This window comes from Planktothrix paucivesiculata PCC 9631 (assembly GCF_900009265.2).
Taxonomy (GTDB): Bacteria; Cyanobacteriota; Cyanobacteriia; order Cyanobacteriales; family Microcoleaceae; genus Planktothrix; species Planktothrix paucivesiculata.
In genome coordinates this window covers 74,530-99,391 of sequence record NZ_LR735027.1, presented here as the reverse complement: position 1 = coordinate 99,391, position 24,862 = coordinate 74,530, and the positions used below count along the sequence as shown (strand labels likewise).

At 39.9% G+C, this 24,862-nt stretch carries 23 protein-coding genes; 9 read left to right on the top strand and 14 right to left on the bottom strand.

Annotated features, from left to right (window positions below; genetic code table 11):
• The first annotated feature begins 425 nt into the window (after window positions 1-425).
• Window positions 426-1,457 carry an adenosine deaminase gene (locus tag PL9631_RS24410; RefSeq protein WP_083624480.1) on the top strand — a complete coding sequence of 344 codons (1,032 nt, stop codon included), beginning with the start codon at window positions 426-428 and terminating at the stop codon, window positions 1,455-1,457.
• 67 nt (window positions 1,458-1,524) lie between these two features.
• On the opposite strand, the gene PL9631_RS24405 is transcribed toward PL9631_RS24410, so the two are convergent.
• Both PL9631_RS24405 and PL9631_RS24400 read right to left on the bottom strand, forming a co-directional pair.
• Window positions 1,525-1,944 (bottom strand): ATP-binding protein, encoded by a 420-nt coding sequence (locus PL9631_RS24405; RefSeq protein ID WP_083624466.1) that lies wholly within the window; start codon window positions 1,942-1,944, stop codon window positions 1,525-1,527.
• A 129-nt stretch (window positions 1,945-2,073) separates the two neighbouring features.
• Window positions 2,074-2,235: a hypothetical protein gene (locus PL9631_RS24400; protein ID WP_156090694.1), complete on the bottom strand. Its 162-nt coding sequence runs from the start codon at window positions 2,233-2,235 to the stop codon at window positions 2,074-2,076.
• Window positions 2,236-2,504: 269 nt separating this feature from the next.
• Between PL9631_RS24400 and PL9631_RS24395 the strand changes: the two genes are divergently transcribed.
• The gene (locus PL9631_RS24395) at window positions 2,505-3,641 is read left to right on the top strand and encodes a PP2C family protein-serine/threonine phosphatase (RefSeq protein ID WP_083624464.1); all 1,137 of its coding nucleotides are present in this window, start codon (window positions 2,505-2,507) and stop codon (window positions 3,639-3,641) included.
• A gap of 139 nt (window positions 3,642-3,780) precedes the next feature.
• Here the strand turns inward: PL9631_RS24395 and PL9631_RS24390 are convergent, their stop codons facing one another.
• The 4 genes from PL9631_RS24390 to PL9631_RS24375 all read right to left on the bottom strand — a co-directional run bounded on the left by PL9631_RS24390 (window position 3,781) and on the right by PL9631_RS24375 (window position 5,755).
• On the bottom strand, window positions 3,781-4,101 hold the full coding sequence (locus tag PL9631_RS24390; RefSeq protein WP_083624462.1) for an STAS domain-containing protein: 321 nt from the start codon (window positions 4,099-4,101) through the stop codon (window positions 3,781-3,783).
• A gap of 101 nt (window positions 4,102-4,202) precedes the next feature.
• The gene (locus PL9631_RS24385; RefSeq protein ID WP_083624461.1) at window positions 4,203-4,841 is read right to left on the bottom strand and encodes a helix-turn-helix domain-containing protein; all 639 of its coding nucleotides are present in this window, start codon (window positions 4,839-4,841) and stop codon (window positions 4,203-4,205) included.
• A gap of 41 nt (window positions 4,842-4,882) precedes the next feature.
• Window positions 4,883-5,389, bottom strand: coding sequence for a DNA starvation/stationary phase protection protein Dps (dps, locus tag PL9631_RS24380; protein WP_083624459.1), 507 nt, complete (start codon window positions 5,387-5,389; stop codon window positions 4,883-4,885).
• Between the two features lie 105 nt (window positions 5,390-5,494).
• Entirely contained in the window at window positions 5,495-5,755 is a 261-nt protein-coding gene (locus PL9631_RS24375) for a ParB N-terminal domain-containing protein (RefSeq protein WP_083624458.1), read from the bottom strand.
• A 234-nt stretch (window positions 5,756-5,989) separates the two neighbouring features.
• Between PL9631_RS24375 and murI the strand changes: the two genes are divergently transcribed.
• Entirely contained in the window at window positions 5,990-6,820 is an 831-nt protein-coding gene (gene murI, locus PL9631_RS24370; protein WP_083624456.1) for a glutamate racemase, read from the top strand.
• A 991-nt stretch (window positions 6,821-7,811) separates the two neighbouring features.
• The gene (sds, locus tag PL9631_RS24365; RefSeq protein WP_083624454.1) at window positions 7,812-8,783 is read left to right on the top strand and encodes a solanesyl diphosphate synthase; all 972 of its coding nucleotides are present in this window, start codon (window positions 7,812-7,814) and stop codon (window positions 8,781-8,783) included.
• 69 nt (window positions 8,784-8,852) lie between these two features.
• Here sds and PL9631_RS24360 read toward each other — a convergent pair whose 3' ends face one another.
• Complete coding sequence (locus tag PL9631_RS24360; protein ID WP_083624453.1) at window positions 8,853-9,614, bottom strand: metal ABC transporter ATP-binding protein; 762 nt, start codon at window positions 9,612-9,614, stop codon at window positions 8,853-8,855.
• Between the two features lie 90 nt (window positions 9,615-9,704).
• Here PL9631_RS24360 and PL9631_RS24355 point away from each other — a divergent pair, with 90 nt between their 5' ends.
• Window positions 9,705-10,676 (top strand): metal ABC transporter solute-binding protein, Zn/Mn family, encoded by a 972-nt coding sequence (locus tag PL9631_RS24355; RefSeq protein ID WP_231516848.1) that lies wholly within the window; start codon window positions 9,705-9,707, stop codon window positions 10,674-10,676.
• An 80-nt stretch (window positions 10,677-10,756) separates the two neighbouring features.
• Here PL9631_RS24355 and PL9631_RS24350 read toward each other — a convergent pair whose 3' ends face one another.
• From PL9631_RS24350 to PL9631_RS24340, 3 genes are all read right to left on the bottom strand, one after another.
• Window positions 10,757-12,715 carry a CHASE2 domain-containing protein gene (locus PL9631_RS24350; RefSeq protein ID WP_083624449.1) on the bottom strand — a complete coding sequence of 653 codons (1,959 nt, stop codon included), beginning with the start codon at window positions 12,713-12,715 and terminating at the stop codon, window positions 10,757-10,759.
• Window positions 12,716-12,731: 16 nt separating this feature from the next.
• The gene (locus PL9631_RS24345) at window positions 12,732-13,526 is read right to left on the bottom strand and encodes a DUF928 domain-containing protein (protein ID WP_083624478.1); all 795 of its coding nucleotides are present in this window, start codon (window positions 13,524-13,526) and stop codon (window positions 12,732-12,734) included.
• A 178-nt stretch (window positions 13,527-13,704) separates the two neighbouring features.
• Window positions 13,705-16,254, bottom strand: a complete 2,550-nt coding sequence (locus PL9631_RS24340) for a CHAT domain-containing protein (protein WP_231516847.1) — start codon at window positions 16,252-16,254, stop codon at window positions 13,705-13,707.
• Window positions 16,255-16,362: 108 nt separating this feature from the next.
• Here PL9631_RS24340 and PL9631_RS24335 point away from each other — a divergent pair, with 108 nt between their 5' ends.
• Window positions 16,363-17,349 carry an NAD-dependent epimerase gene (locus tag PL9631_RS24335; protein WP_083624445.1) on the top strand — a complete coding sequence of 329 codons (987 nt, stop codon included), beginning with the start codon at window positions 16,363-16,365 and terminating at the stop codon, window positions 17,347-17,349.
• 197 nt (window positions 17,350-17,546) lie between these two features.
• Window positions 17,547-18,668 carry a site-2 protease family protein gene (locus PL9631_RS24330; RefSeq protein ID WP_083624443.1) on the top strand — a complete coding sequence of 374 codons (1,122 nt, stop codon included), beginning with the start codon at window positions 17,547-17,549 and terminating at the stop codon, window positions 18,666-18,668.
• A gap of 377 nt (window positions 18,669-19,045) precedes the next feature.
• Here PL9631_RS24330 and pyrR read toward each other — a convergent pair whose 3' ends face one another.
• The 3 genes from pyrR to PL9631_RS24315 form a co-directional block, all read right to left on the bottom strand.
• Window positions 19,046-19,585 carry a bifunctional pyr operon transcriptional regulator/uracil phosphoribosyltransferase PyrR gene (pyrR, locus tag PL9631_RS24325; protein ID WP_083624442.1) on the bottom strand — a complete coding sequence of 180 codons (540 nt, stop codon included), beginning with the start codon at window positions 19,583-19,585 and terminating at the stop codon, window positions 19,046-19,048.
• A 46-nt stretch (window positions 19,586-19,631) separates the two neighbouring features.
• A complete protein-coding gene (gene cbiB, locus PL9631_RS24320; protein ID WP_083624440.1) occupies window positions 19,632-20,630 on the bottom strand; it encodes an adenosylcobinamide-phosphate synthase CbiB in 999 nt (332 codons plus the stop codon).
• 63 nt (window positions 20,631-20,693) lie between these two features.
• Window positions 20,694-21,137, bottom strand: a complete 444-nt coding sequence (locus PL9631_RS24315; protein ID WP_083624439.1) for an Rrf2 family transcriptional regulator — start codon at window positions 21,135-21,137, stop codon at window positions 20,694-20,696.
• Window positions 21,138-21,604: 467 nt separating this feature from the next.
• Here PL9631_RS24315 and PL9631_RS24310 point away from each other — a divergent pair, with 467 nt between their 5' ends.
• Both PL9631_RS24310 and PL9631_RS24305 read left to right on the top strand, forming a co-directional pair.
• Window positions 21,605-22,006, top strand: coding sequence for an AbrB family transcriptional regulator (locus PL9631_RS24310; RefSeq protein WP_083624437.1), 402 nt, complete (start codon window positions 21,605-21,607; stop codon window positions 22,004-22,006).
• A 215-nt stretch (window positions 22,007-22,221) separates the two neighbouring features.
• Window positions 22,222-23,361 (top strand): serine/threonine-protein kinase, encoded by a 1,140-nt coding sequence (locus tag PL9631_RS24305; RefSeq protein ID WP_083624436.1) that lies wholly within the window; start codon window positions 22,222-22,224, stop codon window positions 23,359-23,361.
• 27 nt (window positions 23,362-23,388) lie between these two features.
• Here the strand turns inward: PL9631_RS24305 and PL9631_RS24300 are convergent, their stop codons facing one another.
• Window positions 23,389-24,471: an IS630 family transposase gene (locus PL9631_RS24300; RefSeq protein ID WP_083616166.1), complete on the bottom strand. Its 1,083-nt coding sequence runs from the start codon at window positions 24,469-24,471 to the stop codon at window positions 23,389-23,391.
• Between the last annotated feature and the right edge of the window lie 391 nt (window positions 24,472-24,862).

The window sequence follows — 24,862 nt, the reverse complement described above, 5'->3', positions numbered from 1 at the left end:
AATTTTCGAGGCTATCCAAGCCAGTAAGGGGTTTCAGCCTCTAAAATATGCAGTTTAAATGCACAACAGCTTAATGGGTAATGGGTAATAGGAGTAATACTTCTGGCTGTTTCATGTCAGTATTAAAATATTACAACCTATTTAGGAGTGCTATAGATGGTTTAAATTCTCAAAGGATTACAACCTGTTTAGAAGACTCGCTACATTTTTATCCAACGTTTTATTATAACAAAAAAAATAGGTTTTGGTTGATTATCCTAAAAAACAATAATCTTCATAAAAATACTAGCTTTGACCCCATATTTTTTTATGTCTGTGCTATCGTTGTTAGTCAATATCAGGATCGGTTTATATTGTTAGCCAAGAAACATTCAAACTGATCTGCGATAGTCCCGGTGTTAACCTTAATTTTAAGAGCCACTATTATGCCGTTACACGCCGAGTTACATCGCCATTTAGGGGGTTCAGTTGTACCGCGTATTCTGTGGCGGTATTTCCAACGTCATAACCCTCAGTTCACCCAAGGTTTTGCAGAATATGAACGGTTTGAAGATTTTTATACCAAACCCCGCAATACCTTAGATGAATATTTAGAACTGCATACCCTGGTTGAAAGTGTGCAGACCGTTGAAACCCTCCCCTATTTTATTTATCGGTTGATGCGGGGTGCTTATACTTTTGAAAATTTAGCCTATTTAGAATTACGTTATACCCCCTATTTACGAACTCCAGAACATCTAAGTCAGTCCCAAAGAATTGACTGTATGGCTGAAATTGTGGAAGTCGTCGGAAAAGCCAGTCAACTTAGTAATACTCCAATTATCACCAGCCAAATTTTATGTATGCACACCCGACTTCCCTTGGAAGTCAATCGAGCTATTATTGATTTAGCAGCCCAAATGCCCCAATATGTTTGTGCCATTGATATCGCCGGAGGGGATAATCATTATGGTCAACGGTTGGATGAATTTATCAATTTATACAAATATGCCCTATCCTTGGGCTTAAAAACCACCGGACATTTATATGAAACCCCGGAAGGTTGTTATCCTGAATTATTGCCCTATTTGATGCGAATTGGTCACGGAATTCAAATTCCCTTATTATATCCTGAATTATTACCGGAATTAGCCAGAAATAACCAATGTTTAGAAGTTTGTCCGACGACTTATATCAAAACCGGAACTCTCAAGGATATTCAGCAATTAAAAATTGTTTTTGAACGCTGTTTTGATGCCGGGGTTGATATTGCAATTTGTACCGATAACGCCGGATTACATAATGTTCGTTTACCCTTTGAATACGAAAATTTATTAACCCTCGATATTATAGAATTTGAACAATTAGAAGATTGTCAACAAGCGGCCTTCCGTCATGCCTTTGCCTGGCCCCATCAAAACCCGCCCACCCAAATTCTTCATGGATTATTGAAGCCTGAACCTATCAGTTATCAGTAGAGACGTGCCAATAGCCTTCGGCATCTCGCACGCCCGGGCGCGTCTGTACCCGTGATCAGTTATCAGTTTAAAATTGCTTAATAATTAATAGACAATTTCGTCCATCTTCACCGTGATCATAACTTAAATAGTCCGCAATATCGCGCATTAATTTTAAACCCCTTCCTCCTCCTGAATGGTGATCAATATCCATGGGAATATCCTTGATGTGTTTCATTAAATCAAAAGGACTTCCTAAATCCCAGATCCGAATTTCAACTTGTTCATCTAAAATTGTGACTTCTAAATCAATTTGCAAATCGGAAGAACATCCCTTGTGAGCATGACGAACAGCATTGGTAAATCCCTCGGCTAAAGCTAACTGACAGCGTAGCCAAACGGATTTAGGAATAAAGGACTGATACAGTTGATCAAACCAAGACAAAACCTTAGCTAGACTATCTAGGCTAGAGGGAACTTGAAGTGGAGTAGTTTGGGGTAATGGCAATGGTTTTAAACCCTCTTATTCAATCACAATAAGTTTGACTGACTCCCTAAATCTTCAAGAGTATTAGGGATGAAGAATCATTAGACTTCCACGGACTTTATGATCATACAACGGAAGTTAAAACCCAAGTTATCTAGGTTGAACCTGTACTTCAGCCTGGGATTGACGACCTATCTGGTTTAACTGAGCGATCGCCCGTTGAGTCTTCCTATACCTTACTGCATTTTTAGAAAGTTTTGTAGTTCGGTGGAACCGCAATTGTGCTAAATCAAGTAAAATGATTGTTTGCACACAGAGTACCCGCAATTGTGAAGTTGAAGCAAAATCAACCTATTCAGGAGTTAAAACGCCTTCCTTGGAAATTAAACTGACCTTCTATGGATCAAAACTAATATCAGCTTAAATTACTGCTCTAACATCACAGCGAATTAACTGAACATTATTATAAATTCCTTCAGTCTCAAATTCAGTCAAGCTTTCCATTAGACTATACTCAAAGAGCAAAGTCTTAACTTGGCCTTGATTACCCTCATCTGGTGTACCGACGTACCTCAACACTCATGTTTAAAATTCTGGTTATCGATGATGATGTTGCCATTTTAGAACTTCTTAAAAGAACGCTGAAGAAACAGGGTTATGATGTCAGCGTGGCTACCAATGGTGAAGAAGGCGTACAACAGGCTAAAGAACTATGTCCAGCATTAATTATTTGTGATTGGATCATGCCCAGACTCACGGGAATTGAGGTCTGTCGTCAAATTAAAGCTACCCCCGAATTATCAACAACACAGTTTTTTTTATTAACTTCTTTGGGTTCGGTTTCTGATCGGGTTACGGGGTTGGATGCGGGGGCTGATGATTTTATTTCTAAACCCATTGAAATGAATGAACTCTATGCTAGAGTTCGGGCAGGATTGAGATTACATCAATTGAGTCAAGATCTACAAACTCAAAAACAACGCATTGAAGCTGAACTCGCAGAAGCCGCGGAATATGTGCGATCGCTCCTGCCTGAACCCTTGACCGAACCAATCAGAATTGATACTAAATTTATTCCTTCTCGTCAATTAGGCGGTGACTCCTTTGATTATTATTGGCTGGATTCTGACCATTTATCCATTTATTTATTAGATACATCAGGACATGGATTAAAGGCGGCACTCCCTTCGGTTTCCGTGCTGAATTTACTCCGATCTAGGGCAATTCCTAATATTAATTATTATCAACCCAGTAACGTTTTAAAAGCCTTAAATACTACCTTTCAAATGACCTACCAAAATGATAAATACTTTACAATTTGGTATGGAGTTTATGATTTTTCAACTCGACAATTATTGTATTCTAGTGCCGGTCATCCCCCCGCTATTTTGTTGACTGGAAAAGATCCCAAAAATCTTAAAATTGAAATGTTAAAAACCCGGGGAATGCCCGTGGGAATGTTTTTAGAAGCTGAATATATAGATGCGACCCATAATATTGAAGAATTCAGTAATCTTTATATTTTTAGTGACGGAGTTTATGAAATCCAGCAACCGGAAAATACAATGTTAGGTTTAGATGGATTTGCTCAAATTTTAACCGAATACAATCATTTAGAATCCAACACTTTAGAAGCAGTATTAAACACGGTTAAAAAGTACAATGCCAATAATCCCTTTGATGATGATTTTTCCTTACTAAAAGTAAGTTTTGATTGATACTTGGTCAAGAATGATTACCCATGGGTTCTAACTAAAATGGATAATCGACTTGAGGGTGAAATTGGGAAACACCAATCTGCATCAATTCAGATCAACCCCCGTTTTCACCCCGCATTATTTAATCAATCGCATCAGGTTAGCTTTCAATCACTTCCAAAAATTTCTCTTGGTTTTCAAAAATCTCGAACACCCGATCCATGCTGGTCAGTTCAAATAAAATCCTAATTTGTTCATTAATAGAACAAACAAATAATCGACTTCCAGCCGATCTGACTGCTTTCAAAGCCAAGACCAATGCACCCAAGCCAGAACTATCCATAAATGTGACATCTTGGAAGTCAATTAATATGGTCTTGGCACCTTTTTCAACTAAAGCAACAATATCCTGCCGAAATTGACTCGCTTTAGTGCCATCTAAAATCCCGTTCGGTTTAAGAATTTTAACATCAGAACTCATAGTTTTTTAAGGGTTGAACCCTCCATAAGACTCGCTCGACTCCGTTAGTATAGCTTTGAGTTGAACTCCGTGCCAAATCCGTCCGTTTAACTTGAACACGCCTATACTCGACTAACCTTAGCCCGATAGAGAAGTTTGCTTCCTTGTCGGTATCCCGTATATCGCACCATCACCTGTTGTCCGGGGTGAGCCGTTCCCTCCAAAAGTTGATGAAGATGGGGATCATAGGCAACTTCTGCCCCGACGGGTGCGATCGCTTCTACTCCCCATTCTGCCATCAGTTGCTCGACCGGACTTACAAAACGTAATAATTTGACCGCCGGGAGTTGGGGATTTTCTTGAACCCGATGCACCACCGTTGGCCATTGCAACAGCCAGGACTCCAGGGTGTGCAGACTTTCTCGTCTCCATTCCTCCAGCAATACAGATCGTTGTTCTTCTATCTGGGTTTGTAAACGTTGATATTCCTGTTCTAAATTCCCTCCAGAGGCTTTTTCCTGATCAGGGACAGCACCCGGAGCAAACACGGATAGAAGTTCGGTCAGGGAAATCTTTAAACCTTGGCTAATTTTCAGCAAAATACCCACAGGGGTTTGCAGTGCAAGTCCCCGTCGCAGTCGAATAATCTGCAACGGGGAAACCCTGGCTTTTTGACTGAGTTCTTCTAGGCTAGAAACCCCTGCCCGTTGCATTAATTCCTGCAACTGGGGAGTATAATCGGGCAACGCAGATTCACTCATTTTAAGTTTGATTGAACGAGTTATCTACCATTGACGGCTCTTTAATTGCCTTGTAAATGGGATTCTAAGAACCACAAGCGCTGATCAATGGCGCGGGAAATTCCAGTATACAAATCGACTGTATCCGCGTCTCCTAATCCGCTTGTTTTATCAATGGCTTCTCGAACCATTTTGCCATAAGGAGCATAGCGATCGGCTAAAGCCACCACATAATCTTTATCATTAGCCAGATCCAAGGGAAATTCCGGTAAAATTGTATCGGCAACTGCCATCCGAGCCGTTCCCATGGCTGTCCCCCCCAAAGCCGTTGCCCGTTCGGCAATTAAATCCACATATCCTTCTAATTCCGTTGCCATTTCATCAAATAGTAAATGCAATTGATAGAAATTAATCCCTTTGACATTCCAGTGGGCTTGTTTGACTTGGGTTTTTAAGTCTAAGGTTGTGGCTAAACTGTGATTGAGAATATTGATTACTTCGGCGCGAGTTGTTTCGGGTAAATCAATCCGAGTTGCATAAATACGTTGTTTGCGGTTGGTTGTTACCATGATTGAAAAAGCTCCTTTAAGGGTTTTATTAGACGAATAAAAAATTGCAAAATACACAGGAAATTACTTGAACTATATCAGATTTTTTATCTCTCTAAATCTATCTCAAGCCAGATGTTTTTGCAGAATAGAACGGGGTGCTTGGCGCACATTACAACGAATGGTTTCTAACCCTAATTTTGTACAGGCTTCATATCGATGACACCCAGAAAACCCGTAATATTTCCCCTCTACTTCTAAAACATCAATCGGTTCTTGCAACCCAATTTCTCGAATCGATTGCATTAATAGTTCTACTTTAGCTTGATCAGTCTGCCGGGGCAGGGGACGACGAATCTGCCGGAGAGGAATTTCTTTAACCTGCATGGAGTCTATTCTCCTTGTTCTTGTCTTTTTATATCATACTCGTAATGACTTTGACTTGCAACAAATTGAGCTAACAAATTTAGCTGTTGGGTTTCCGGCATCGGTTATTGAATTGTGAGAAGTAATGCAGTAGGGTAGGTCGGGGCAAGGATACTTGGCTTCAAACCATCAATAGACTTGACAACTGAGCTATCCACCATCGATAACAGACAATCAAAGACAGATTTTTAACCCATGACAACGGACAATCGACAAAAAAGAATCGCAATATTTGATAGTGGTGTGGGGGGATTAACGGTTTTAAGGGAACTGTACCGCCAACTTCCGAATGAATCCGTTCTGTACTTTGGAGATACGGCGCACTTGCCCTATGGAACCCGTTCACAAGAGGAAATCTTACAGTTTGTCCGTCCGATTATTCTTTGGGCGATGCAACAGGACGCCAAAATGATTCTCATGGCCTGTAACACCAGTTCCGCCCTAGCCCTAGAAACAGTTCAAGATGAATTTGATATTCCTATCCTGGGACTCATTCTCCCGGGCGCGCAAGCAGCGGTGCGACAAGGAAAACGGATTGGAGTGATTGCCACCCCCGCCACGGCTGCCAGTAATGCCTACCGCCATGCGATTCAAGAAACCGATCCGTCGGTTCAAGTCTGGCAAGTGGGCTGTCCAGAATTTGTTCCCCTCATTGAACAAAACCGGATTCATGATCCTTATACCTATCAAGTGGCACGGGAATATTTAACCCCGTTAATTCAGCAGCAGATTGATACTCTAATTTATGGCTGTACCCATTATCCCCATTTAGCCCCGGTGTTGCGCTCAATTCTTCCGACTCAGGTTCAGTTAGTTGACCCGGCGGTTTCCTTAGTTAAAGCTGCCGCTAAGGAATTGGAACTGTTAGGAATGCGGAATACCCAGCCCCCCAAACCCACAAGGTTTTGTGTGAGTGGCTGCCCTCAACAGTTTGCAGATCTTTCGGTGCAGTGGTTGGGATTCACTCCCGCAGTAGAAGCCACCACCCTGCCCGCGATCGAACCCCTGATCGTCAGCAATCAGTAATCAGTGTAGAGGCGCGCTACTGGCACGTCTCTACCACTAATCTGATCCTCAAACCTAGGGGGTGAAGTCTTTTTTTCGACGGTTTTGTTGCGGTGTTGCGGTGTTCTCTGCTACAATCAGCGATTAGATAAATTTTGGGCTAAAAACTAGAGCCAAAAAACTGATTACTGTTTACCGATCACCGATTTAAGAGAGATATTTGTTGTATACTTAGCCAGGGCTAAAAGCAAATAAATCATTAAAACATAACCCGCGGCTAGAACCGGGATAATCAAAGGCATATCGTTATAAAGCATGATGATTCGGCCCGAAGATATAGGAGGAGGAGCACTAACAGAAGTTTAAAACCCGCTACATTAGGCCAACAGACGATCGCAACCGCCAACGCTCTTGTTACCCATAAACTAAAGATTTCTACGGGAAATTCTCATTCCCTGGGAATATTGCCCACACTGAAACCCAGCAAAAGACTCCCCAAACGAAGACCTAGGATTTTCTGATCAAACCCTAAATAGGGACTCCCTCACCGATGTCACGGACAGCCCATTGACTAGAACAAAGTCAGAAACTCGTCAAGAATCACCAACAGCTATCCTGAAGCCAATAGATTAATTAGGTGGCGATAGATTTTCTTGAACCCAGTCGCTAGACCCGTCGTCCTAATGTATAGAATCATTTAAACTCTTGTCCTTAAGATAGCATAAAAATTAGAGAATGGGGAGTATTCACAGAAATTTTTTTCAGGATCGGAGTGACTGACTTAGCTCGAAAAAGATAGCCGGGGCAAGCGGGGGTAAAAGGACTGAAAACGACGTTAATCAAGGGTTAACGGTGAGGACTTAAACCCTTAAATTTCGGAGGATTGCCCAGGGTAACGCCGGATTTTCGGCGGGAGATTTTCACCAAAATCCGATCCCCCGATCCGAAACAGATTAAAATTAGACTATAATATGTAAAATTTTGTTAACTCAACGCCTGAGTTGGCTAATCCATGACATCGCAAACTCTTCTATTTTCGCCAGTTGAAGCAGACCTGCGGCAGTTGACCGATAACTTAAAACAGCTTGTCGGTGCGCGACATCCAATTTTGTATGCTGCCGCAGAACACCTGTTTAGTGTCAAAGGGAAACGGGTACGTCCTGCGATTGTCCTGTTAATTTCCCGAATGACAACGCCCGATCAAAATATTAGCCTGAAGCACCGGAGGTTAGCAGAAATCACAGAAATGATCCATACCGCCAGTCTTGTCCATGATGATGTTGTGGACGATTCTGAAATGCGTCGGGGAGTTCCCACGGTTCATAGTTTATTTAATAACCGAGTTGCGGTATTAGCTGGAGACTTTCTCTTTGCCCAATCTTCTTGGTATTTAGCCAATTTGGATAACCTGGAAGTCGTGAAATTGTTGTCCCAGGTGATTATGAATTTAGCAGAAGGAGAAATTCAACAGGGTCTAAATCGGTTTGATACAGGGTTATCCATTGAAGCCTACCTAGAAAAAAGTTATTATAAAACGGCTTCTTTGATTGCGAATAGTTCCAAAGCGGCAGGTGTTTTGAGTGAAGTTTCTCAGCAACAGACCGAAGATTTATACAACTATGGTCGCCATCTAGGTTTAGCTTTTCAAATTGTCGATGATATTCTGGATTTTACGGGTTCAACCGAGGAATTAGGTAAACCCGCAGCATCCGATCTCAAAAGTGGAAATTTAACTGCACCCACTCTTTATGCTTTAGAAGAAAAACCCTACCTGGAAACTTTAATTGAGGGAGAATTTACCGATCAAGAAGATTTAGAACAGGCTTTGACCTTAATTAAAGATAGCTCAGGGATTCAACGCTCTCGGGAATTGGCTGCCCATCATGCCCAACAAGCGGTCAAGTATTTGGAATCTTTTCAAACTTGTGAATCTCGGTCGTGCTTAATCGGTTTAGCAGATTATGTTTTAAGTCGGTTGTATTAAGAGAAGTTGACAGTTAACTGATGATGGTTGACTGTTAACTGTAAAGCAGTTCTGGCATCCTAGAATCAATTAAGCTACATTTTCCGAAAAGAAAAATACCTTTCCGCCATAGGCTTGTTGTAGATAATCTTCTTTCAAAACCTGTTGACGATTTCCCATGGCAATTACTTCTTGATTGAGGAGAACCAAATCATCAAAATTAATAATGGATTCCCCCAAATCATGGTTAATCACAATTACAATTTTACCCGATTGGGCTAACTCTCGAAATAAACTAAAAATCACCGCTTCGGTTTTTTGATCAATCCCCACAAAAGGTTCATCAAAACAGAAAATTTCCGCTTCCTGGGCTAAAGATCGGGCTAAAAATACACGCTGTTGTTGACCGCCAGACAGTTGACCAATGGGACGATGTTTATATTCAACCATTCCCACCCTTTCTAACGCTTGGGTAGCGATGCGACGACTCACCCCCGAAAAAGGACGCAACCACCCGGTTTTCCGAACTCTCCCCATCATCACAATATCCCAAACCGTTGCCGGATAGTCCCAGTCAATTTGCGATCGCTGGGGAACATAGGCGACCCGTTGACGTTGCTGAGTCAGGGGTTTTCCCTCATAAACCACCGCACCTGTTTCCATCGGAATTAACCCTAACATTGCCTTCATCAAGGTACTTTTTCCCGCACCATTCGGCCCAATAATTCCCGTCAGTCGTCCGGGTTGGAGCGTTAAACAGACATCTCGCAATGCTTCTACCCCGCGATAGTTGACGCTAAGGTGCTCAAGGGTTAAGGCTGGGTTAAAATGGGGGAATTCGATAATGTTCATCGGCGTTCCTGTGTGTTTTTTAGGCGCGAGTTGGGGAGGATGATTTTTTATAGTCTATCATAAAAATGAAAATATTATGAAAACCCTATAATGATCTCACCAACCATGACTCAAAAAGCCTTTCCTATTCAGTTTTGGGGGATTTTTTTCGGGATTCTGTTAACCGGATTAAGCAGTTGTACTCAAGGAAAAACAGATGATTCTGTTGAGAGTAATCAACCGAAAGTTGTATCTACGAGTACCATTATTGCGGACTTAACCGAACAGATTGCTGGGGATGAAATTGAACATCTTGGAATTTTAAAACCGGGTACAGATCCCCATGTTTATGAACCTGTTCCTCAAAATAGTATTGCTTTGGAAAAAGCGGATTTAATTTTTTATAATGGTTATGATTTGGAACCGGGATTAATTAAGTTAATTAGGGCGGCGGGAACTCAGGGAAAAAAAGTAGCGGTGGGGGAAGTGGTTAAACCTTTGGATTTTGAATATAAAGGACAAAAACAACCCGATCCTCATGTTTGGGGAACGGCTAAAAATGCTATTTTAATGGCGAATAAAATTAGGGATGAGTTAATTATTTTGTCTCCTGAAGATCGGGATATTTTTACTAATAATGCTGCGAAATTAACCCAGGAGTTAACTAAATTAGATATTTGGATTCAAGAACAAATTGCCACAATTCCCCCTGAAAACCGAAAGTTAGTCACAACTCATGATGCGTTTCAATATTATGCCCATGGCTACGGATTAGAGATTATTGGGACATTAATTGGGATTAGTACGGAGGAACAACCGAGTGCGAAAACTGTTAAAACCTTAGCTAATTCGATTCAAAAAGCGGGAGTTCCAGCTATTTTTGCAGAAACTACTATTAACCCTCAATTAATTACAACGGTTGCCGAAGAATCGGGGGTTAAATTAGCTCCAGAGCAGTTATATTCTGATTCTATTGGCGCTCCGGGGAGTGAAGGCGAAACCTATATTAAAATGTTGGTTAAGAATACTAAAACGATTGTGGAAGCGTTGGGGGGGAAATCTACTCCTTTTAATCCCAATTAAAAGTTGGTTGTTGGGATGAGCACTTTTATAAAGATTGCGCTGAAGCGCAACAACGGGCAACAACGGGCAACAACAAAATTTTAATCATTTAGGACTTGATAAATATTAATTAACTGTTGACGTCCGTGTAATTGAACCCGACCGACATAACAAGTCGGAAACTTACCATCAATTTGTTGATGGGTTTCTTCGTTAATTAATATTCGACAGATTCCTTGATTATCAAACGATTTATCATAACTTTCTAAACGAGCGGCAATATTAACACTATCGCCTAAAGTTGTGTATTCCATTCTTTGAGAACTGCCCAAACTTCCGGTTACAACAATTCCGGTCGCAATGCCAATTCTCATAGAAATTATGGGTTGATTTTGTTGTTTCCATTGTTGATTAAGCGATCGCAATTTTTCCCCCATCGCTAAAGCACAGGATACCGCCGCCGTTGCATCTTGAGCAATTTCTTGATCAGAATTTCTAGGAATAGGAACCCCAAAAACGGCCATAACAGCATCTCCCATAAATTTATCCACAACTCCATCATGTTCAAACACAATATTAGCCATAGCATTCATATATTCATTTAACCAACCCATTAACAGGGCAGGTTCCATCTGTTCCGCAATGGTACTAAATCCTCTAATATCAGTAAATAGGACAGTAGCAGTCATTTTCTGTCCCATAATTTGACCTTTTTCTAATAAATCCTCTCGATTTTGCCAAATAGTTTCGGCAATTTTGGGATTCACATAACGTTGAAATAAAGTCATCACCATTTTCCGATCTTGACGTTCAACATTAGCAATATAAGCTGTTACTACCATTCCCGAACTCACTAATGCTAATAGAGGAGAAATTAAAGGAAGCCACCATCCACTTAAAAACGCTCCGTAGGAAATCAGAATTAAACCCCCAGTTGCCAAAATCAAACAATATACTGTCCAACGGGTTCCCCCATAAACCCAGCCTAAACTACTGCCTAAAGTTGACCAAACAAAGACCCAAAACCATTCCATTCGATCCGACCAAACATAAATTAAAGGTCGTCCATCTAAAGCACTACTAATAATTTTACTGGCAATATTGGCATGAATAATTACTCCGGGAGTGCGATCGCTAATACTAAATAAATTACTGGTATAGGGAGTAAAAAATAAATCATTTAAACTTTGAGCAAAGGGGCCAATTAATACAATTTTATCTCTAAAAAGATCTGGGGGAATTTGATTATTTAAAACCTCAGTTATCGAAATTTTATTAAAATTATCCTGCGATCCGCGATAATTTAATAGGATTTGATACCCCTTATCATCGGCGCGAACATAACCCCCATCATTTTCAGTAAATCGAATAAATTCGGCTTTTCCTAATTTTACCTGATGATTTTCCGTCATTTCTGGGGTCACTCCTTGAGCTTCTAAATACATTAGAGCAAGTCTCGCGCCCAAATTAAGAATAGTAGGACTGTCCGGTGGTTTTATTGATAATAATGCTCGGCGAATTTTGCCATCGGCATCTAAAATTAAATCCGCCGCCCCCACTTGATCTTTTTCTTTTAATGTAGGTGGAGGTTCAATAGATGCTCGATTTTGATCTTCAACAACCTTTTCTACACCGATTAAATTTGGAGTAGTTTTAAAAATATTAACTAAATCTTTATTCCCGGGTTCAACGGGTAAATTTCTATAGATATCTAAGCCAATGGAAACGGGGTTTTGTTGCTTGATTTTTTTAATTAATTTTGCTAAAATAGCATCAGGAATCGGCCATTGTCCGAGCTTTTTTAAATCCGGTTCGTCAATCGTAACAATCACAATTCGAGGGTCGGGAGCTTCCAGGGGTCGCCAACGGACAAATTGATCAAAAGTTGCCCAATCTAAAAGTTGTAAAAAACCCGTACTTTGCAAGGCAATGACTGAAGCGGTTATCACTGGACTTAACCATAAATAACGGAATAACTTCAGTCCTTGCCAAGAAACTCGTAGTCTTAAAGTATGAAGTCTGAAGGCGGTTTTTTTGGGTTTCATAACTTCATACTGCATGGGAGTTTAACCTTAATTAATTATCAAGGGCATTCACAAAGGGTTGATTAGCGATCGCTTCTAAACCCACGGATTCCAAAAGTTGTTTCCATTCCTGAGTTAAATTGGTATCAGTAGGTTGGGTTTGACGCAATTTTGCTAAGGTGGCTAAACTCTCAAACCAAATCCCATTTTCAGCATAAATTTTAGCCTGTTCTAAGGGTTTGGCTTGTTGTAGTTTTGCCGTTAAGCTGGCATCCGGTTCGGTTCTTTTGATTTCCCCCGTCACAAACACAACTTTAGGTTCGGTGTTTTTTTCCGCATTACAAATCAGCCCAAATGACCAACGATAGGTTTGACCCACTTTTAATCCGGGGGTGTCTTGGGGAAGTTGAATACTGACGATTCCCTGTTGATCAGAAATTGCTATATTGGTTTGGTAAATATCGTTGTTGTCTTGATCTTTGAGGCTAAAAGCCGCTTCAGTGGTGGGAATTTGAGGAACATAGAAAAAGAAGGTCGGAGTTGCCGCCATAGTCAACCCTTTAACATTCGTTTCCTTGCTATTCGCCGGGGTGGAAAAAGCCGGAACTAAAGCCATTAAGGGGGGGTTGACTCCCTGAGCAACGTTAGGACATTGACCGCGAGACCCTCCTCCGGCGGTGCGGGTAGGCATTCCTTCCCCGGCTGGGGGTTCAAAGGCCATGCTGATTTGGATGCCCTCAGAACTGTCTGGCTGGGCGATAACAGACAGTTGGGGAAGAAAAGCTCCTCCGACCAGGGTGAGGAGAGACAGGCTAATCCATTGTTGGTGCAAATGTTTCCGTGGCATAAAAGTATAAGTCTCCAAAGAATACCAATAAATGATGGAATTGGATTTAACGAGACGGGTCTGACATGAATCTGTCCCGGGTAACGCACCTAGTATTTTAATTTTATCAAAACCCCATCTGAAAATCAGGGTAGCAACCGCCCTGAAATCTTGAATCATTTAAGGTTAGAGTTATAATCTATTGCCAATTTCCCACCAAAACAAAGGGCGCCCAATAATAAGGATCTTGATATTGAGGCTGTTGTAACAGCTTTAACTGAGCTTGACGCAGGGCTTGGGCTTTAGTAACTTGGGGTTGTATTAATTCTTGATAGAATTGTGCCATCAAGGAGGCGGTGGATGTGTCGTTAACTTGCCATAGGGTCGCCAGGGTACTTCGCGCCCCCGAACGCACGGCTACCCCCGCTAAACCTAAAGCAGCCCGTTGATCTCCGGTGGCGGTTTCGCAAGCACTCAAAACCAATAATTCCACGGGGTTTTGTTCCCCGGGTTGGCGAGTGCGAAGCAGATTATCTAAATCTTTAACATTAATTCGACTTTCCCAAGTTAATAAAAATGTATCTTCGGCTTTAGAACTAAATTGTCCATGGGTCGCTAAATGTACGATCGGAAAGGCGGTTTTTTGAATTTGTTGTTGCACCGCGTCCCGGGTAAATTGTTGATTCAATAAAACTTTTGTGGGAATATTTTCTTGAATTTTTTGGATTTCTGAAGCCACCGCAGGGAGGGCGGAAAATCCTTGGCGGGCTTCACTGAGTCCGACGGTTAAGGTTTGTAGTTGATTCGGTTTGAGGGAGCGAGAAGCTAGAAGTTGTAAGCCCGGAGTTAGGGCTAAATTATAGGTTTCAACGAGATATTTTTTCCCATCATATAGGGCTGCCATGGGGATATTCCGCAGGGAACCATCTAATACAAAAACTAAGGTTTTAATCGAATTATTTTTGAGATCAGGTTCGGCTGCACGAATCAGCAAATCATAAACCTGTTGGGATAATTGTAAACGCTCTTTGGTGGAAAAAATGGGTTGAAATGAGAGCCGTAATTTACGCACTGTATTTTCCACTTGTGCTTGAGGAATGGGGGTAGAATAGTATTTTAAAGGTTGATCAGGGATTGAGATAATTACTTCTAAACGATTGGCTAAAATAATTGGATATATTACGGCGGCTTGCGAATCTATTTGATCAATTTGTTGGGGTTTAATTTCTTGATCTAAACAGGCTTCTTGGAAGAAGTTATCTAGTTCTGCAAGTTGTAAGGATTCTATCAGTTCTCTGGCGGTTTTTAAGTTTTCTTGAGTGGGAGATTGTAAGATTAAATCCACTAATTCCCGATAGACGGGTTCCACACTTTCTCGAAAGGAAAACTGCACATTTTGGTCAATGGCTACTAGGTCTTTTCTCAGGGATTTTAGGCTATTAACGGCTTCTGTATAGGCAGCGATCGCTCGTTCTTTTTGATTTTGTTGTTTGAGGAGTCTTCCTAACTGCCATTGCCATTGATAGGCGATATCGGAGGCATTAATTGATTGGGCAATTAATAAGGCTTTTTCGGTTAATTTTTGGGCTTCTAGGGGTTGTTGATTTTGTTCATAAAATTTTCCTAAACTTCCTAATGCGTAGGATTCTGCTCGCAAATCTTGTAAATTTTTAGCATCTTGAATAGCATTATTTAACAAGGTGATAACTTCCGAAAAATTAGCATCTGATTTTGTTTCGGCTTTAAGTAAATAATTGGTAAAATTAACCTGAGCATAAATTAAACTACGACTTACAGGAACTTGAGGAAGAAAAGATTTAATTTGATCAGATAAACTTTCTGCTTCTGTTTGTTTATTTAAGTCAATTAGCAAACTATATTGATTAATTAAGGCTGAGATTTTTCCCAAATCATCCGGGGCGGTTTTCGCGGAATTTTGATAATATTCTAAAGCCAAATCTAAATTATTCTGAATTCGATTAATATTAGCCAAACTCAAATAAATTTTACTTAATAATTGAGAATCATTTAAGGTTTTAGCCAATTCCAAACTTTGTTGTAAAACTATTTGAGAATTTGTTAAATCTCCGACCTGTTTTAAGGTATTTCCTAAACTTAATAAAGCCGTTGCTTTAATTAAAGAATCCGGTTGAGATTTTAGATTTTCGTTGACTTCTGTTAAGGTTTTTAAAGATTGTCGATAAAGTCCTAAAGTCTGTAAAGCAATGGATTGATTAATTTGATTCGTAATTTTCCCTAACCAATTTCCTGCTTGATCATAGAGTTTAAAAGATTGTTTCCAGGTTTTAATTGCCTGTTCGGGCTGTCCTTTTGTCAGTTGTAATTGTCCTTGAATCTCTAAAATTTGAGCCAGAATCAAAGGTTTTTTAGGAAAAGATGAATCATTAATTAATTCCAAACTTGACCCTAGGGTATTTTCGGCTTTTTCCCATTGTCCTAATTGTTGAAAGACCAAAGAGAGATTACTTAAAGCGATCGCTTGATTTACCCAATCTCCGGCTTGAGAAAAACCTAAAATTGCCCGTTCTAAAATTTCAGCGGCTTGAGCATATTGTCCTTGAGTATAATATTGTTTGCCTTGTTGAAATAAAGCCGTTGCATCAATGGTATTATTTTGAACAATAGTCTGATATGCCAGAGGTTGATAATTGCCAAAAGTTAGGGTAAAATTATTAAATAATAAAACGGGAAAAATCCCCAAACCCATTAAATATTGATTTAACATCATTATCCTCTGTCTATATTCTTGATTCTCTGCTATACTACAATAATTCATTAGTTTTAACAGGATCGGTTGTAGTTTTCCTTGTCACTATTAGAATTTATAGGGGGAAAAATGGCTAATTTATTAGTAACCGGTGTAGCGGGATTCATTGGATTTCACCTGTGTCAACGTTTGTTAGATCGAGGAGACACCATCATCGGAATTGATAATCTGAATGATTATTATGATGTTTCTCTCAAACAAGCCCGTTTAGAACAATTAACCCCCCGAGAAGGATTTTCCTTTCAACAACTCGATTTAGCCGACCGCGAAGGCATGAATCAGTTATTTTCCCAGGGAAATTTTGAACGAGTTGCCCATCTTGCCGCCCAAGCTGGGGTGCGATATTCCTTAAAAAATCCCTACGCCTATCTTGATAGTAACCTAGTGGGTTTTCTCAATATTTTAGAAGGCTGTCGCCACTCCCAAATCCAACATTTAGTATATGCGTCTTCGAGTTCGGTTTATGGCGCCAATAAGAAAATCCCCTTTTCAGTAGAAGATAATGTAGATTACCCGGTTAGTTTATATGCGGTAACCAAAAAAGCTAATGAATTAATCGCCCATAGCTATAGCCATTTATACAATATTCCCACAACAGGATTGCGATTTTTTACCGTTTATGGGCCTTGGGGTCGTCCTGATATGGCGATGTTTATTTTTACAAAAGCCATTCTCGAAGAAAAACCCATTGATGTTTTTAATTATGGCAAAATGCAACGGGATTTTACCTATATTGATGATATCGTAGAAGGAGTCATTAGAACCTTAGATAGAATTCCCCAATCCGGTGAAAACCCTAATACAACTGCACCCTATAAAGTGTATAATATTGGTAATAATCAACCGATTGAATTGTTACATTTGATTGAAGTCTTAGAAACAACATTGGGTAAAACTGCCATTAAAAACTTTATGCCAATTCAACCCGGAGATGTCCCGAGAACTTATGCGGATGTCGATGCTTTAATTCAAGATGTAGACTTTCAGCCCAATACTTCTATTGAAGTTGGAGTCCAACGCTTTGTAGAATGGTATCGCTCCTATTATCAAGTTTAGAAACGGTGTTTTTATGGTAAAATAGGCAACCATCAAAACTATTTTTTTTGATTGCTAACAGAGGAAAACCGTACTTAATAGGTTGGTATATACGACCTAGATTGGATTGCCGAGTTTATTTACAATTCGTTACAATAGGTTTATGAAATACCAGAGGTTGAATCTACTTCTGGATAATTAATTAAGAGGTAGCCAACATGAATGGCTCTATTCGCGTCGGTAATTTATTCGGTATCCCATTTTATATTAACCTTTCTTGGTTTCTGATTCTGGGATTAATGACCCTCAGTTATGGGGGAAATTTGGGCTCTCAATTTCCACAATTAGGTTTAGGACTGTCATTATTTCTCGGATTAATAGCCGCATTACTCCTATTTGCTTCGGTTTTAGCCCATGAATTAGGACATAGTTTCGTTGCGATTAAACAAGGAATTCAAGTTAAATCTATTACGTTATTTTTGTTTGGTGGATTAGCGGGTTTAGACCAAGAAGCGAAAACACCCGCCGGGGCTTTTTGGATTGCCATTGCCGGGCCGCTAGTGAGTTTATTGTTATTTTTGGGGTTGCATTTTATCGGCTCCTATATCCTAGTAACAGGGGCATTATCGGCTTTAGTAGATCTCTTAGCCTATGTTAATTTAGCCTTAGCAATCTTTAATTTAATTCCTGGTTTACCCCTTGATGGCGGGAATATTCTCAAGGCTTTGGTTTGGAAAATTACCGGGAATCAATATCAGGGCACTGTCTTTGCCAGTCGGGCGGGTCAAGGATTAGGTTTAATGGGAATTGGATTAGGATTTTTACCCCTATTCCTATCTGGGGGCTCTCCTAATTTCTGGACAATTTTAATTGGGTGGTTTGTATTTAGTAATGCTGGGGTTTTAGCTAAGGATGCAACTCTGCGGAATAAATTATCGGGTTTGACCGCCGAAGATGCCTTAGTAACTCAAAATTCCGTGGTTTCTCAAGACATTTCATTAAGAACTTTTGTCAATGATTATATTATTGGCAAACCCGCAATTCCACAATTTTTAGTTACCAATGAAGCCGGAAAATTAGTCGGTCAAATTAGCGGAGATGACCTCAAACCTATTCCGACCGCCCAATGGCCGTTAACTCAGATTCAAACCGTAATGAAACCCGTAGAGTTTACAACCATCATTGATGCTAAACAATCCCTCTTAGAAGTGGTAAATTTGTTAGAACAACAACAGTTAAATGAAGTTCCTGTTATTCGGAATGGGGTGTTAGTGGGATTCATTGAAAAAGCATCAATTCGCCGTTTACTAGATAAACCGTTGCAAGCTACTCCCGCTTAAAATCCGTGGGTTCTCCCTAATTATATAGCAATCCTATTTGAGTTGTGTTCAAAATTCTTGATCAAAAGGGAACAGGGAACAGGGAACAGGGAATAGGGAATAGGGAATAGGGAATAGGGAATAGGGAATAGGGAACACCGGATAATACTTTTGACTGTTTTATATCAGTATTAAAATGTTACAGCCTCGGCACGGATTGCTATAATTTTAAAAAATAAAAAAAAGTGATTTATTTTTGATTAAACCAAAAAAAGATCACTTTTTTTATCTTTTTTACCCCCAACTTTGAAAACACCCTGGGGGGTTTAGGGGGTCGAATATTGGATATGATCAGAACTTATCAACGATAATCAACTTTGTTATAAAACAAATTATATCTAAGAAATAGGAGACAGTAATTCCACCGCATCCCGTCCATCGAGATCTTCTAAATAGACCTTCACCTGTTCTTCCTTAGCGGTGGGGAGTTTTTTGCCCGTAAAATCAGGATGAATCGGCAGTTGGCGATGGCCGCGATCAACCAGAACCGCTAACCCAATGGTTTCAGGACGTCCATAATCGATCACAGCGTTGAGAGCCGCCCGAATTGTTCTGCCTTTATAAATCACATCATCAACTAAAACCACGGTTTTCCCGCTCAAGTCAAAGGGAATCTTAGTTTTTTCCGGGGTTCGCATTCCTACCTGATCTAAATCATCTCGATAAAACGTAATATCTAAGGCCCCCACCGGAACCCGCACCTGTTCTAAAACTTCAATTTGGTGAGCCAAAAGTTCTGCTAACAGAACCCCACGGGTATAAATTCCGAGTAAAACTAAATGATCTAAATTCCCATATTTTTCCACAATTTGGGAAGCAATCCGGGTAACGGTTCGCCGGATTTCAGCCGCAGATAGAATTTCAACAACTTTTGTCATTTTAGATGAAAAATTAACAATCTTGAGTTTTTCCAGCGCTCGGGGATTAGTTCGCCCAGTTGAAAAGGATAAATCCCCCCGTAAATAATCCTAACGTGATTAAAAAACTGTATCGAGTTAGTTGTAATGCTTTTTTAATGGTAGTAGATGTAATCGGTTGTTGGGGATCTCCCAAGAAAGGTTTGTGTTTAATCACCCCCCGATAGGAATTTTCTCCCCCCAGTTGTACCCCCAAGGCGGCTGCATAAGCGCATTCACTCCATCCCGCATTGGGACTCGGATCAAAAATTGCATCCCGTTGACAAATGGTTAAAACATAACCAGGTTTTCCTGATAATATGGCGATCGTGATCACCGTTAATCGACAGGGAAGCCAGGTTAAAACATCCTCTAATTTGGCACTAAACCATCCGATATCCCCATAGGGAGCTTCTCGATAACCCACCATAGAATCAAGGGTACTAGCGGCTTTGTAGGCAAAAGTAAGAGGGACACTACCAACCCCCGGCAGTACCGCACCAATTAGGGCATAAAACAAGGGGGCCATCACACCATCGGTAGCATTTTCTGTGACGGTTTCTAAAACTGCTCTAAGGATTTCTGACTCCGATAGGGTTTCCGTATCTCGACCTACATAACGACTTAATCGTTGACGAGCGGTGACTAAATCTCCTTGATCAATCCAATAAAGAACATCCTCGGCAGAATCCCTTAAACTTCTACCCGCAAAGCAACTAGCCAAGAGAATACTTTCTACGGCAAGGCTCAAAATTTCAGGCCCGGAAAATCTCATAACTAGCCCCTGTATCCCATCTCTAATTAACGCCACGGTCAAGGCGCTCCCCCATACCACAATTAGGGTCAGAAATACCCCGGCCACCCGCAGAATTCTTGGTTGATTAAAGTATTTAAAGAAAATTTGAGTATAGTAAGTGATTACCCACCCCATCACCTGCACGGGATGTAACCAATTTTGGGGATCTCCAATCAGATAATCAGCTACGGCCGCAATCAATAAAATGATCAGGGAATTAAAATCGGTCATGGACAATAGATAAATAGAAAAGGACAATCAATCTTGAACTCAACTTCTGGGGTTCAAAATGACCTAAACCACAAAACTTGTTTCTTCCCCCTGGGCAGCTTGCAAACTGCGAGCATCATAATAGAGATCTTCGAGGGAAATCCCATAGAGTGCCTCTTTCAGCTTTTGGTGTAACCGATTCCACAGGGTAAAAGTTACCCAGTCTTCTGCTTGTTCAATATCCGCTTGATGGCGGGGTAAAGGTTCAATAGTTTCTCCCACTGCTTCTAATATCTGTCCCAGGGAGATTTGGGCTGGAGATTTTGCCAATTGATAGCCTCCTTGAGCGCCTCGAACTGATTCAACTAACCCCGATCGTCGCATCTCGATCAGGAGTTTTTCCAGATAGGGTGCAGGAATATTTTGGCGTCGTGCGATCGCATTTACAGAAGTCGGCCCGTTTCCCCGTTGTAAGGATAGATCAAGCAAGGCTTTCACGCTATAGTGTCCCCGTGTCGTTAACTTCATTCTGGGTAATAAAATAGATAACTTGGCAATGGAGTTTGAAAGGGTAAAGATGGTCTTGAGGTGATTCTACCAAGTTGAGCATACCTAAACGAAATTCCCCCCAACTCTAACCCCTACCGCTACAAGATCCCCCCTCAAGAGTTGAGTCTGGAGTTGATAACTTCTCATCAGTCTGGGCAGGAGAGTTTTGGTTTTAAACGGGGGTTTGAGTTGATGCAATAGGGATTCATACTATTCCTGACAAGCTGATAACTGAACGTGATCATCAGTTGTTGATGTCCCATCCTTCCACTCAACTCCTTGACTGGAATTAGATCCAATAAAAAATTTAAAAAATAGGTGAATAATTTCGTTAATTAGTGTAATATAGTTTCTCAAGCAAGGATCTAGCTAAACAATCTGGGTGTCCTATCACCCACCCACGATAAAAGTCAAGACCTTTTGTAAAAAATTTACAGGAACAGTTAATGAGTAAAAAGAAAAGTTCTGACCCCCAACCTCAACCTCTGACCGGAGAAGCTTTACTCGAGAAAGTCAAAGGACTTGAACATCTGAGCAAAGAAGAAAAAGCTAGAGAATGTGGTTACTTCACCCTGACTAAGAATAATGTTGAGCGTGTCAACATGATGAAATTCCTCAATGCTCTAATTGACGCTGAGGGAATTGAGTTAGATGGCAAACAACAAGGAAACGGACGGGGTGGACGCTCTGCGAGTTATAGAATTAGTGTGCAATCAAATGGAAACTTGTTGATTGGTGCAGCCTATACAAAACAAATGGATTTAACGGCTGGCGATGAGTTTGAAATTTCCCTCGGACGTAAGCATATTCACCTCAAACAAGTTGAAGCTGGAGACGACGAAGAATAATCCCAGGGATATTGTTTTTAACTAAATCCTGAGACTAAATTTCATATATAAACTTTAGACTGGCAATGGCTATTTTTGAGTCGCTGCCAGCTATTGTTGTTTTAAAATAACCACAAAGGCACTAAGACACAAAGAAACAGAAAAAGATAATCAAGGGGCGATTACAGATGGGATGGAACACCTTACAATGGGATTAGAATGCTAGAAGTGTTTCCATGGCCTACTGTTTGAATCCCCAATGTGCTAAACCCTATAATCCCGCTCAAAGTCAATTTTGTTTAACCTGTGGGAATCAACTGCGGTTAAAAGATCGATATCAAGCTATAGATATCATTGGACAAGGGGGATTTGGTAAAACATTTTTAGCCGTGGATGAGGATAAACCTTCTAAGCCGCGCTGTGTCATTAAACAGTTTTTTCCCCAATCTCAAGATCCTGATACCTGGCAAAAAGCATCGGAATTATTTGCACAGGAGGCAATTAGGTTAGATGAATTAGGGAAATATTCTCACATTCCTGAGCTTTTAGCTTATATTACGATTAATCAACAACAATATTTAGTCCAAGAATTCATCGAAGGGGAAAATTTAGCAAAAATTTTAGTGCAGGAGGGAGCATTTAATCAAACTCAGATTCAATATCTTTTAATCTGTTTACTTCCTCTATTAGATTTTATCCATCAGAAAAATGTAATTCACAGGGATATTAAACCCGCTAATATTATTCGTCGTCCTAACGGAAAGTTTGTTTTAGTCGATTTTGGTTCGGCTAAATTTACCCAAAAAACCGCATTTACCGTCACCGGAACAATTATCGGCACTTCTGATTATATTGCCCCCGAACAGGCAAAAGGAAAGGGTATTTTTGCCAGTGATATTTATAGTTTGGGCGTGACTTGTCTGCATTTATTAACCCAAGTGGAACCGATAGATTTATTTGATGATGAGGAGGGTATCTGGGTTTGGCGAGAACATTTAAAACATCCAGTCAGTGAGGAATTAGGGTTAGTTTTGGATAAAATGATTGAAAGTGCCATTAAACGACGCTATCAGTCAGCCAGGGATATTTTAACAGATTTAAACAATTCTTTATCTAATTTGGGTGAAGAATTAGCAGGTGATAATTTAGAGATATTAGAAAGCGAGACGCTTGCACTACCTTTGACAAATCAAGCTCAAAAGTGGCAATGTGTTAAAACATTAATTGCTCATAATTGGGTAATTTATGGGGTTGCTATTACTCCTGATGGTAAAAATATTGTGAGTTGTAGTGAAGACCAAACCATAAAAATTTGGAATTTAGAAACAGGAGAATTAGAGAAAACATTAATAGGACATATAAGTAGGTGGTCATAAATAAAGTCAATAATAGAAAAAGATTGTTTAGGATAATTCTTGAGAGTTACTCAGGGAATTAAATCGCAAGCGATCGCAGGTACAATCATTTCTTTCGTTTCTATCTTCAATGGCTTGAATCACAGCTTGGCTCAAATCATATTCATCTTCAAACATTCTTCCCGCCAGTTCATGAGTTTTTAATTGATGCCATTCTGGTTCGATTTCATTCAATTCAGGGCTATAAGCAGACAGGAAGAAAAATTCTAATTTTTTGTCTTGCCACTCCCTTTCTTTTTCTTGTATTTTTTGACTTTTATGGACACTGTAGTTATCTTGAATCAGTACGGTAATTTGTCGAGTATTTTGAAAATGCTTTTCAGCTTTTTCCGCTTGCCAATCTATAAATTTTATGTAATTCTCACTTGTAATTCCTGACAAACTTAAACCGTACTCAAAACTTTTTCCTTTTTCTAATACTCCAATTACATTCAATCTTTTTCCTCGCTTTTTCGTCTGGTTTATTTGTTTCTGCTTCCCCTTTTTTACATAGGTGTAACTCACAGGACTCCATAAACAAAAACCTGCCTCATCTAAATATTTTAATCTGACCAAACCCTCTTCTTCATAACGCTTTAACGTCTCCAAATCTCTTTTCTTGCTCGCTGTTTTTTCGGGATTCTGTTTTTTCTTTAAACTGGCTTTTGTTCTTTTCCAGCGCCAGTCTTTTTTTTTTAAGATTTTTCTAATTCTTTCTGCGCTTAGTGCGATCGCTCTCTCTCGCAGAAGTTTTTCCGACAGTTGACGGCTATTATAAGTTCTTTCATCTGACTCTATACAAGTTTCTAAATATTCTATATCTTCTTCTTTCCACCTCCGTTTTCTTCCCGAACGAGGAGCATCAAATAATCCTTCTTTTTCTTGATTTATCCATCGAGTTATTGTTTTTCTTACCATGGCTTCTGAACACCTTAAAGTCTGGGCTATTTTTGAGACCATCCATCCTCCATCACTAAACATTAATATATCTATTCTCTGCCTTGTTCTTTTCGGAACTTTCTCTTGCTGATACAGAGTTAGTAGCTCTTGTTTTTCTTCTTCTGTTAGTTGAATTCTTAACCTCAGTGGCATGACTATTCCTCTGATATTTCTTCATTTCTTATTTTAACTCTATTTATGACCACCTACTTATTACTTTTTTAGTCATGAATCTCTCTGTGATTCTTAGACAGATTTTGGGGTCAATTTTTTTATTCCATTACTTTTTTCAAGTCATTGATTATGACAAGTTATCTCTTAACTCATTACCTCGAAAAAAACTTATCTGACCTTCTGACTTCATTAGCTAGTTAATCATTCGTTTCCTTTTCTGTTACTTTTTCAGCAAGCCCTATATAAATGAAGCTCATGAAGTCTTGTATGGATCTACTTGTTTTAGTGTTGATAATCCTTTTCTTTTTTATTTCAAAGATTGGTAATAATTGTGCTCGCCTCAATTATCTATCTTCTAAAAAGTTTGCTG

What these genes read in the sequence shown, in the direction of transcription:
- PL9631_RS24410 (WP_083624480.1), top strand. Translation starts at nt 426, where the DNA reads ATGCCGTTACACGCCGAGTTACATCGCCATTTAGGGGGTTCAGTTGTA.
- PL9631_RS24310 (WP_083624437.1), top strand. Translation starts at nt 21,605, where the DNA reads ATGAGTAAAAAGAAAAGTTCTGACCCCCAACCTCAACCTCTGACCGGA.
- dps (WP_083624459.1), bottom strand. Translation starts at nt 5,389, where the DNA reads ATGGTAACAACCAACCGCAAACAACGTATTTATGCAACTCGGATTGAT.
- PL9631_RS24355 (WP_231516848.1), top strand. Translation starts at nt 9,705, where the DNA reads ATGATCTCACCAACCATGACTCAAAAAGCCTTTCCTATTCAGTTTTGG.
- PL9631_RS24350 (WP_083624449.1), bottom strand. Translation starts at nt 12,715, where the DNA reads ATGCAGTATGAAGTTATGAAACCCAAAAAAACCGCCTTCAGACTTCAT.
- PL9631_RS24395 (WP_083624464.1), top strand. Translation starts at nt 2,505, where the DNA reads ATGTTTAAAATTCTGGTTATCGATGATGATGTTGCCATTTTAGAACTT.
- PL9631_RS24340 (WP_231516847.1), bottom strand. Translation starts at nt 16,254, where the DNA reads ATGATGTTAAATCAATATTTAATGGGTTTGGGGATTTTTCCCGTTTTA.
- cbiB (WP_083624440.1), bottom strand. Translation starts at nt 20,630, where the DNA reads ATGACCGATTTTAATTCCCTGATCATTTTATTGATTGCGGCCGTAGCT.
- PL9631_RS24300 (WP_083616166.1), bottom strand. Translation starts at nt 24,471, where the DNA reads ATGCCACTGAGGTTAAGAATTCAACTAACAGAAGAAGAAAAACAAGAG.
- PL9631_RS24345 (WP_083624478.1), bottom strand. Translation starts at nt 13,526, where the DNA reads ATGCCACGGAAACATTTGCACCAACAATGGATTAGCCTGTCTCTCCTC.
- PL9631_RS24315 (WP_083624439.1), bottom strand. Translation starts at nt 21,137, where the DNA reads ATGAAGTTAACGACACGGGGACACTATAGCGTGAAAGCCTTGCTTGAT.
- PL9631_RS24335 (WP_083624445.1), top strand. Translation starts at nt 16,363, where the DNA reads ATGGCTAATTTATTAGTAACCGGTGTAGCGGGATTCATTGGATTTCAC.
- PL9631_RS24360 (WP_083624453.1), bottom strand. Translation starts at nt 9,614, where the DNA reads ATGAACATTATCGAATTCCCCCATTTTAACCCAGCCTTAACCCTTGAG.
- murI (WP_083624456.1), top strand. Translation starts at nt 5,990, where the DNA reads ATGACAACGGACAATCGACAAAAAAGAATCGCAATATTTGATAGTGGT.
- sds (WP_083624454.1), top strand. Translation starts at nt 7,812, where the DNA reads ATGACATCGCAAACTCTTCTATTTTCGCCAGTTGAAGCAGACCTGCGG.
- PL9631_RS24375 (WP_083624458.1), bottom strand. Translation starts at nt 5,755, where the DNA reads ATGCAGGTTAAAGAAATTCCTCTCCGGCAGATTCGTCGTCCCCTGCCC.
- pyrR (WP_083624442.1), bottom strand. Translation starts at nt 19,585, where the DNA reads ATGACAAAAGTTGTTGAAATTCTATCTGCGGCTGAAATCCGGCGAACC.
- PL9631_RS24385 (WP_083624461.1), bottom strand. Translation starts at nt 4,841, where the DNA reads ATGAGTGAATCTGCGTTGCCCGATTATACTCCCCAGTTGCAGGAATTA.
- PL9631_RS24390 (WP_083624462.1), bottom strand. Translation starts at nt 4,101, where the DNA reads ATGAGTTCTGATGTTAAAATTCTTAAACCGAACGGGATTTTAGATGGC.
- PL9631_RS24330 (WP_083624443.1), top strand. Translation starts at nt 17,547, where the DNA reads ATGAATGGCTCTATTCGCGTCGGTAATTTATTCGGTATCCCATTTTAT.
- PL9631_RS24305 (WP_083624436.1), top strand. Translation starts at nt 22,222, where the DNA reads ATGGCCTACTGTTTGAATCCCCAATGTGCTAAACCCTATAATCCCGCT.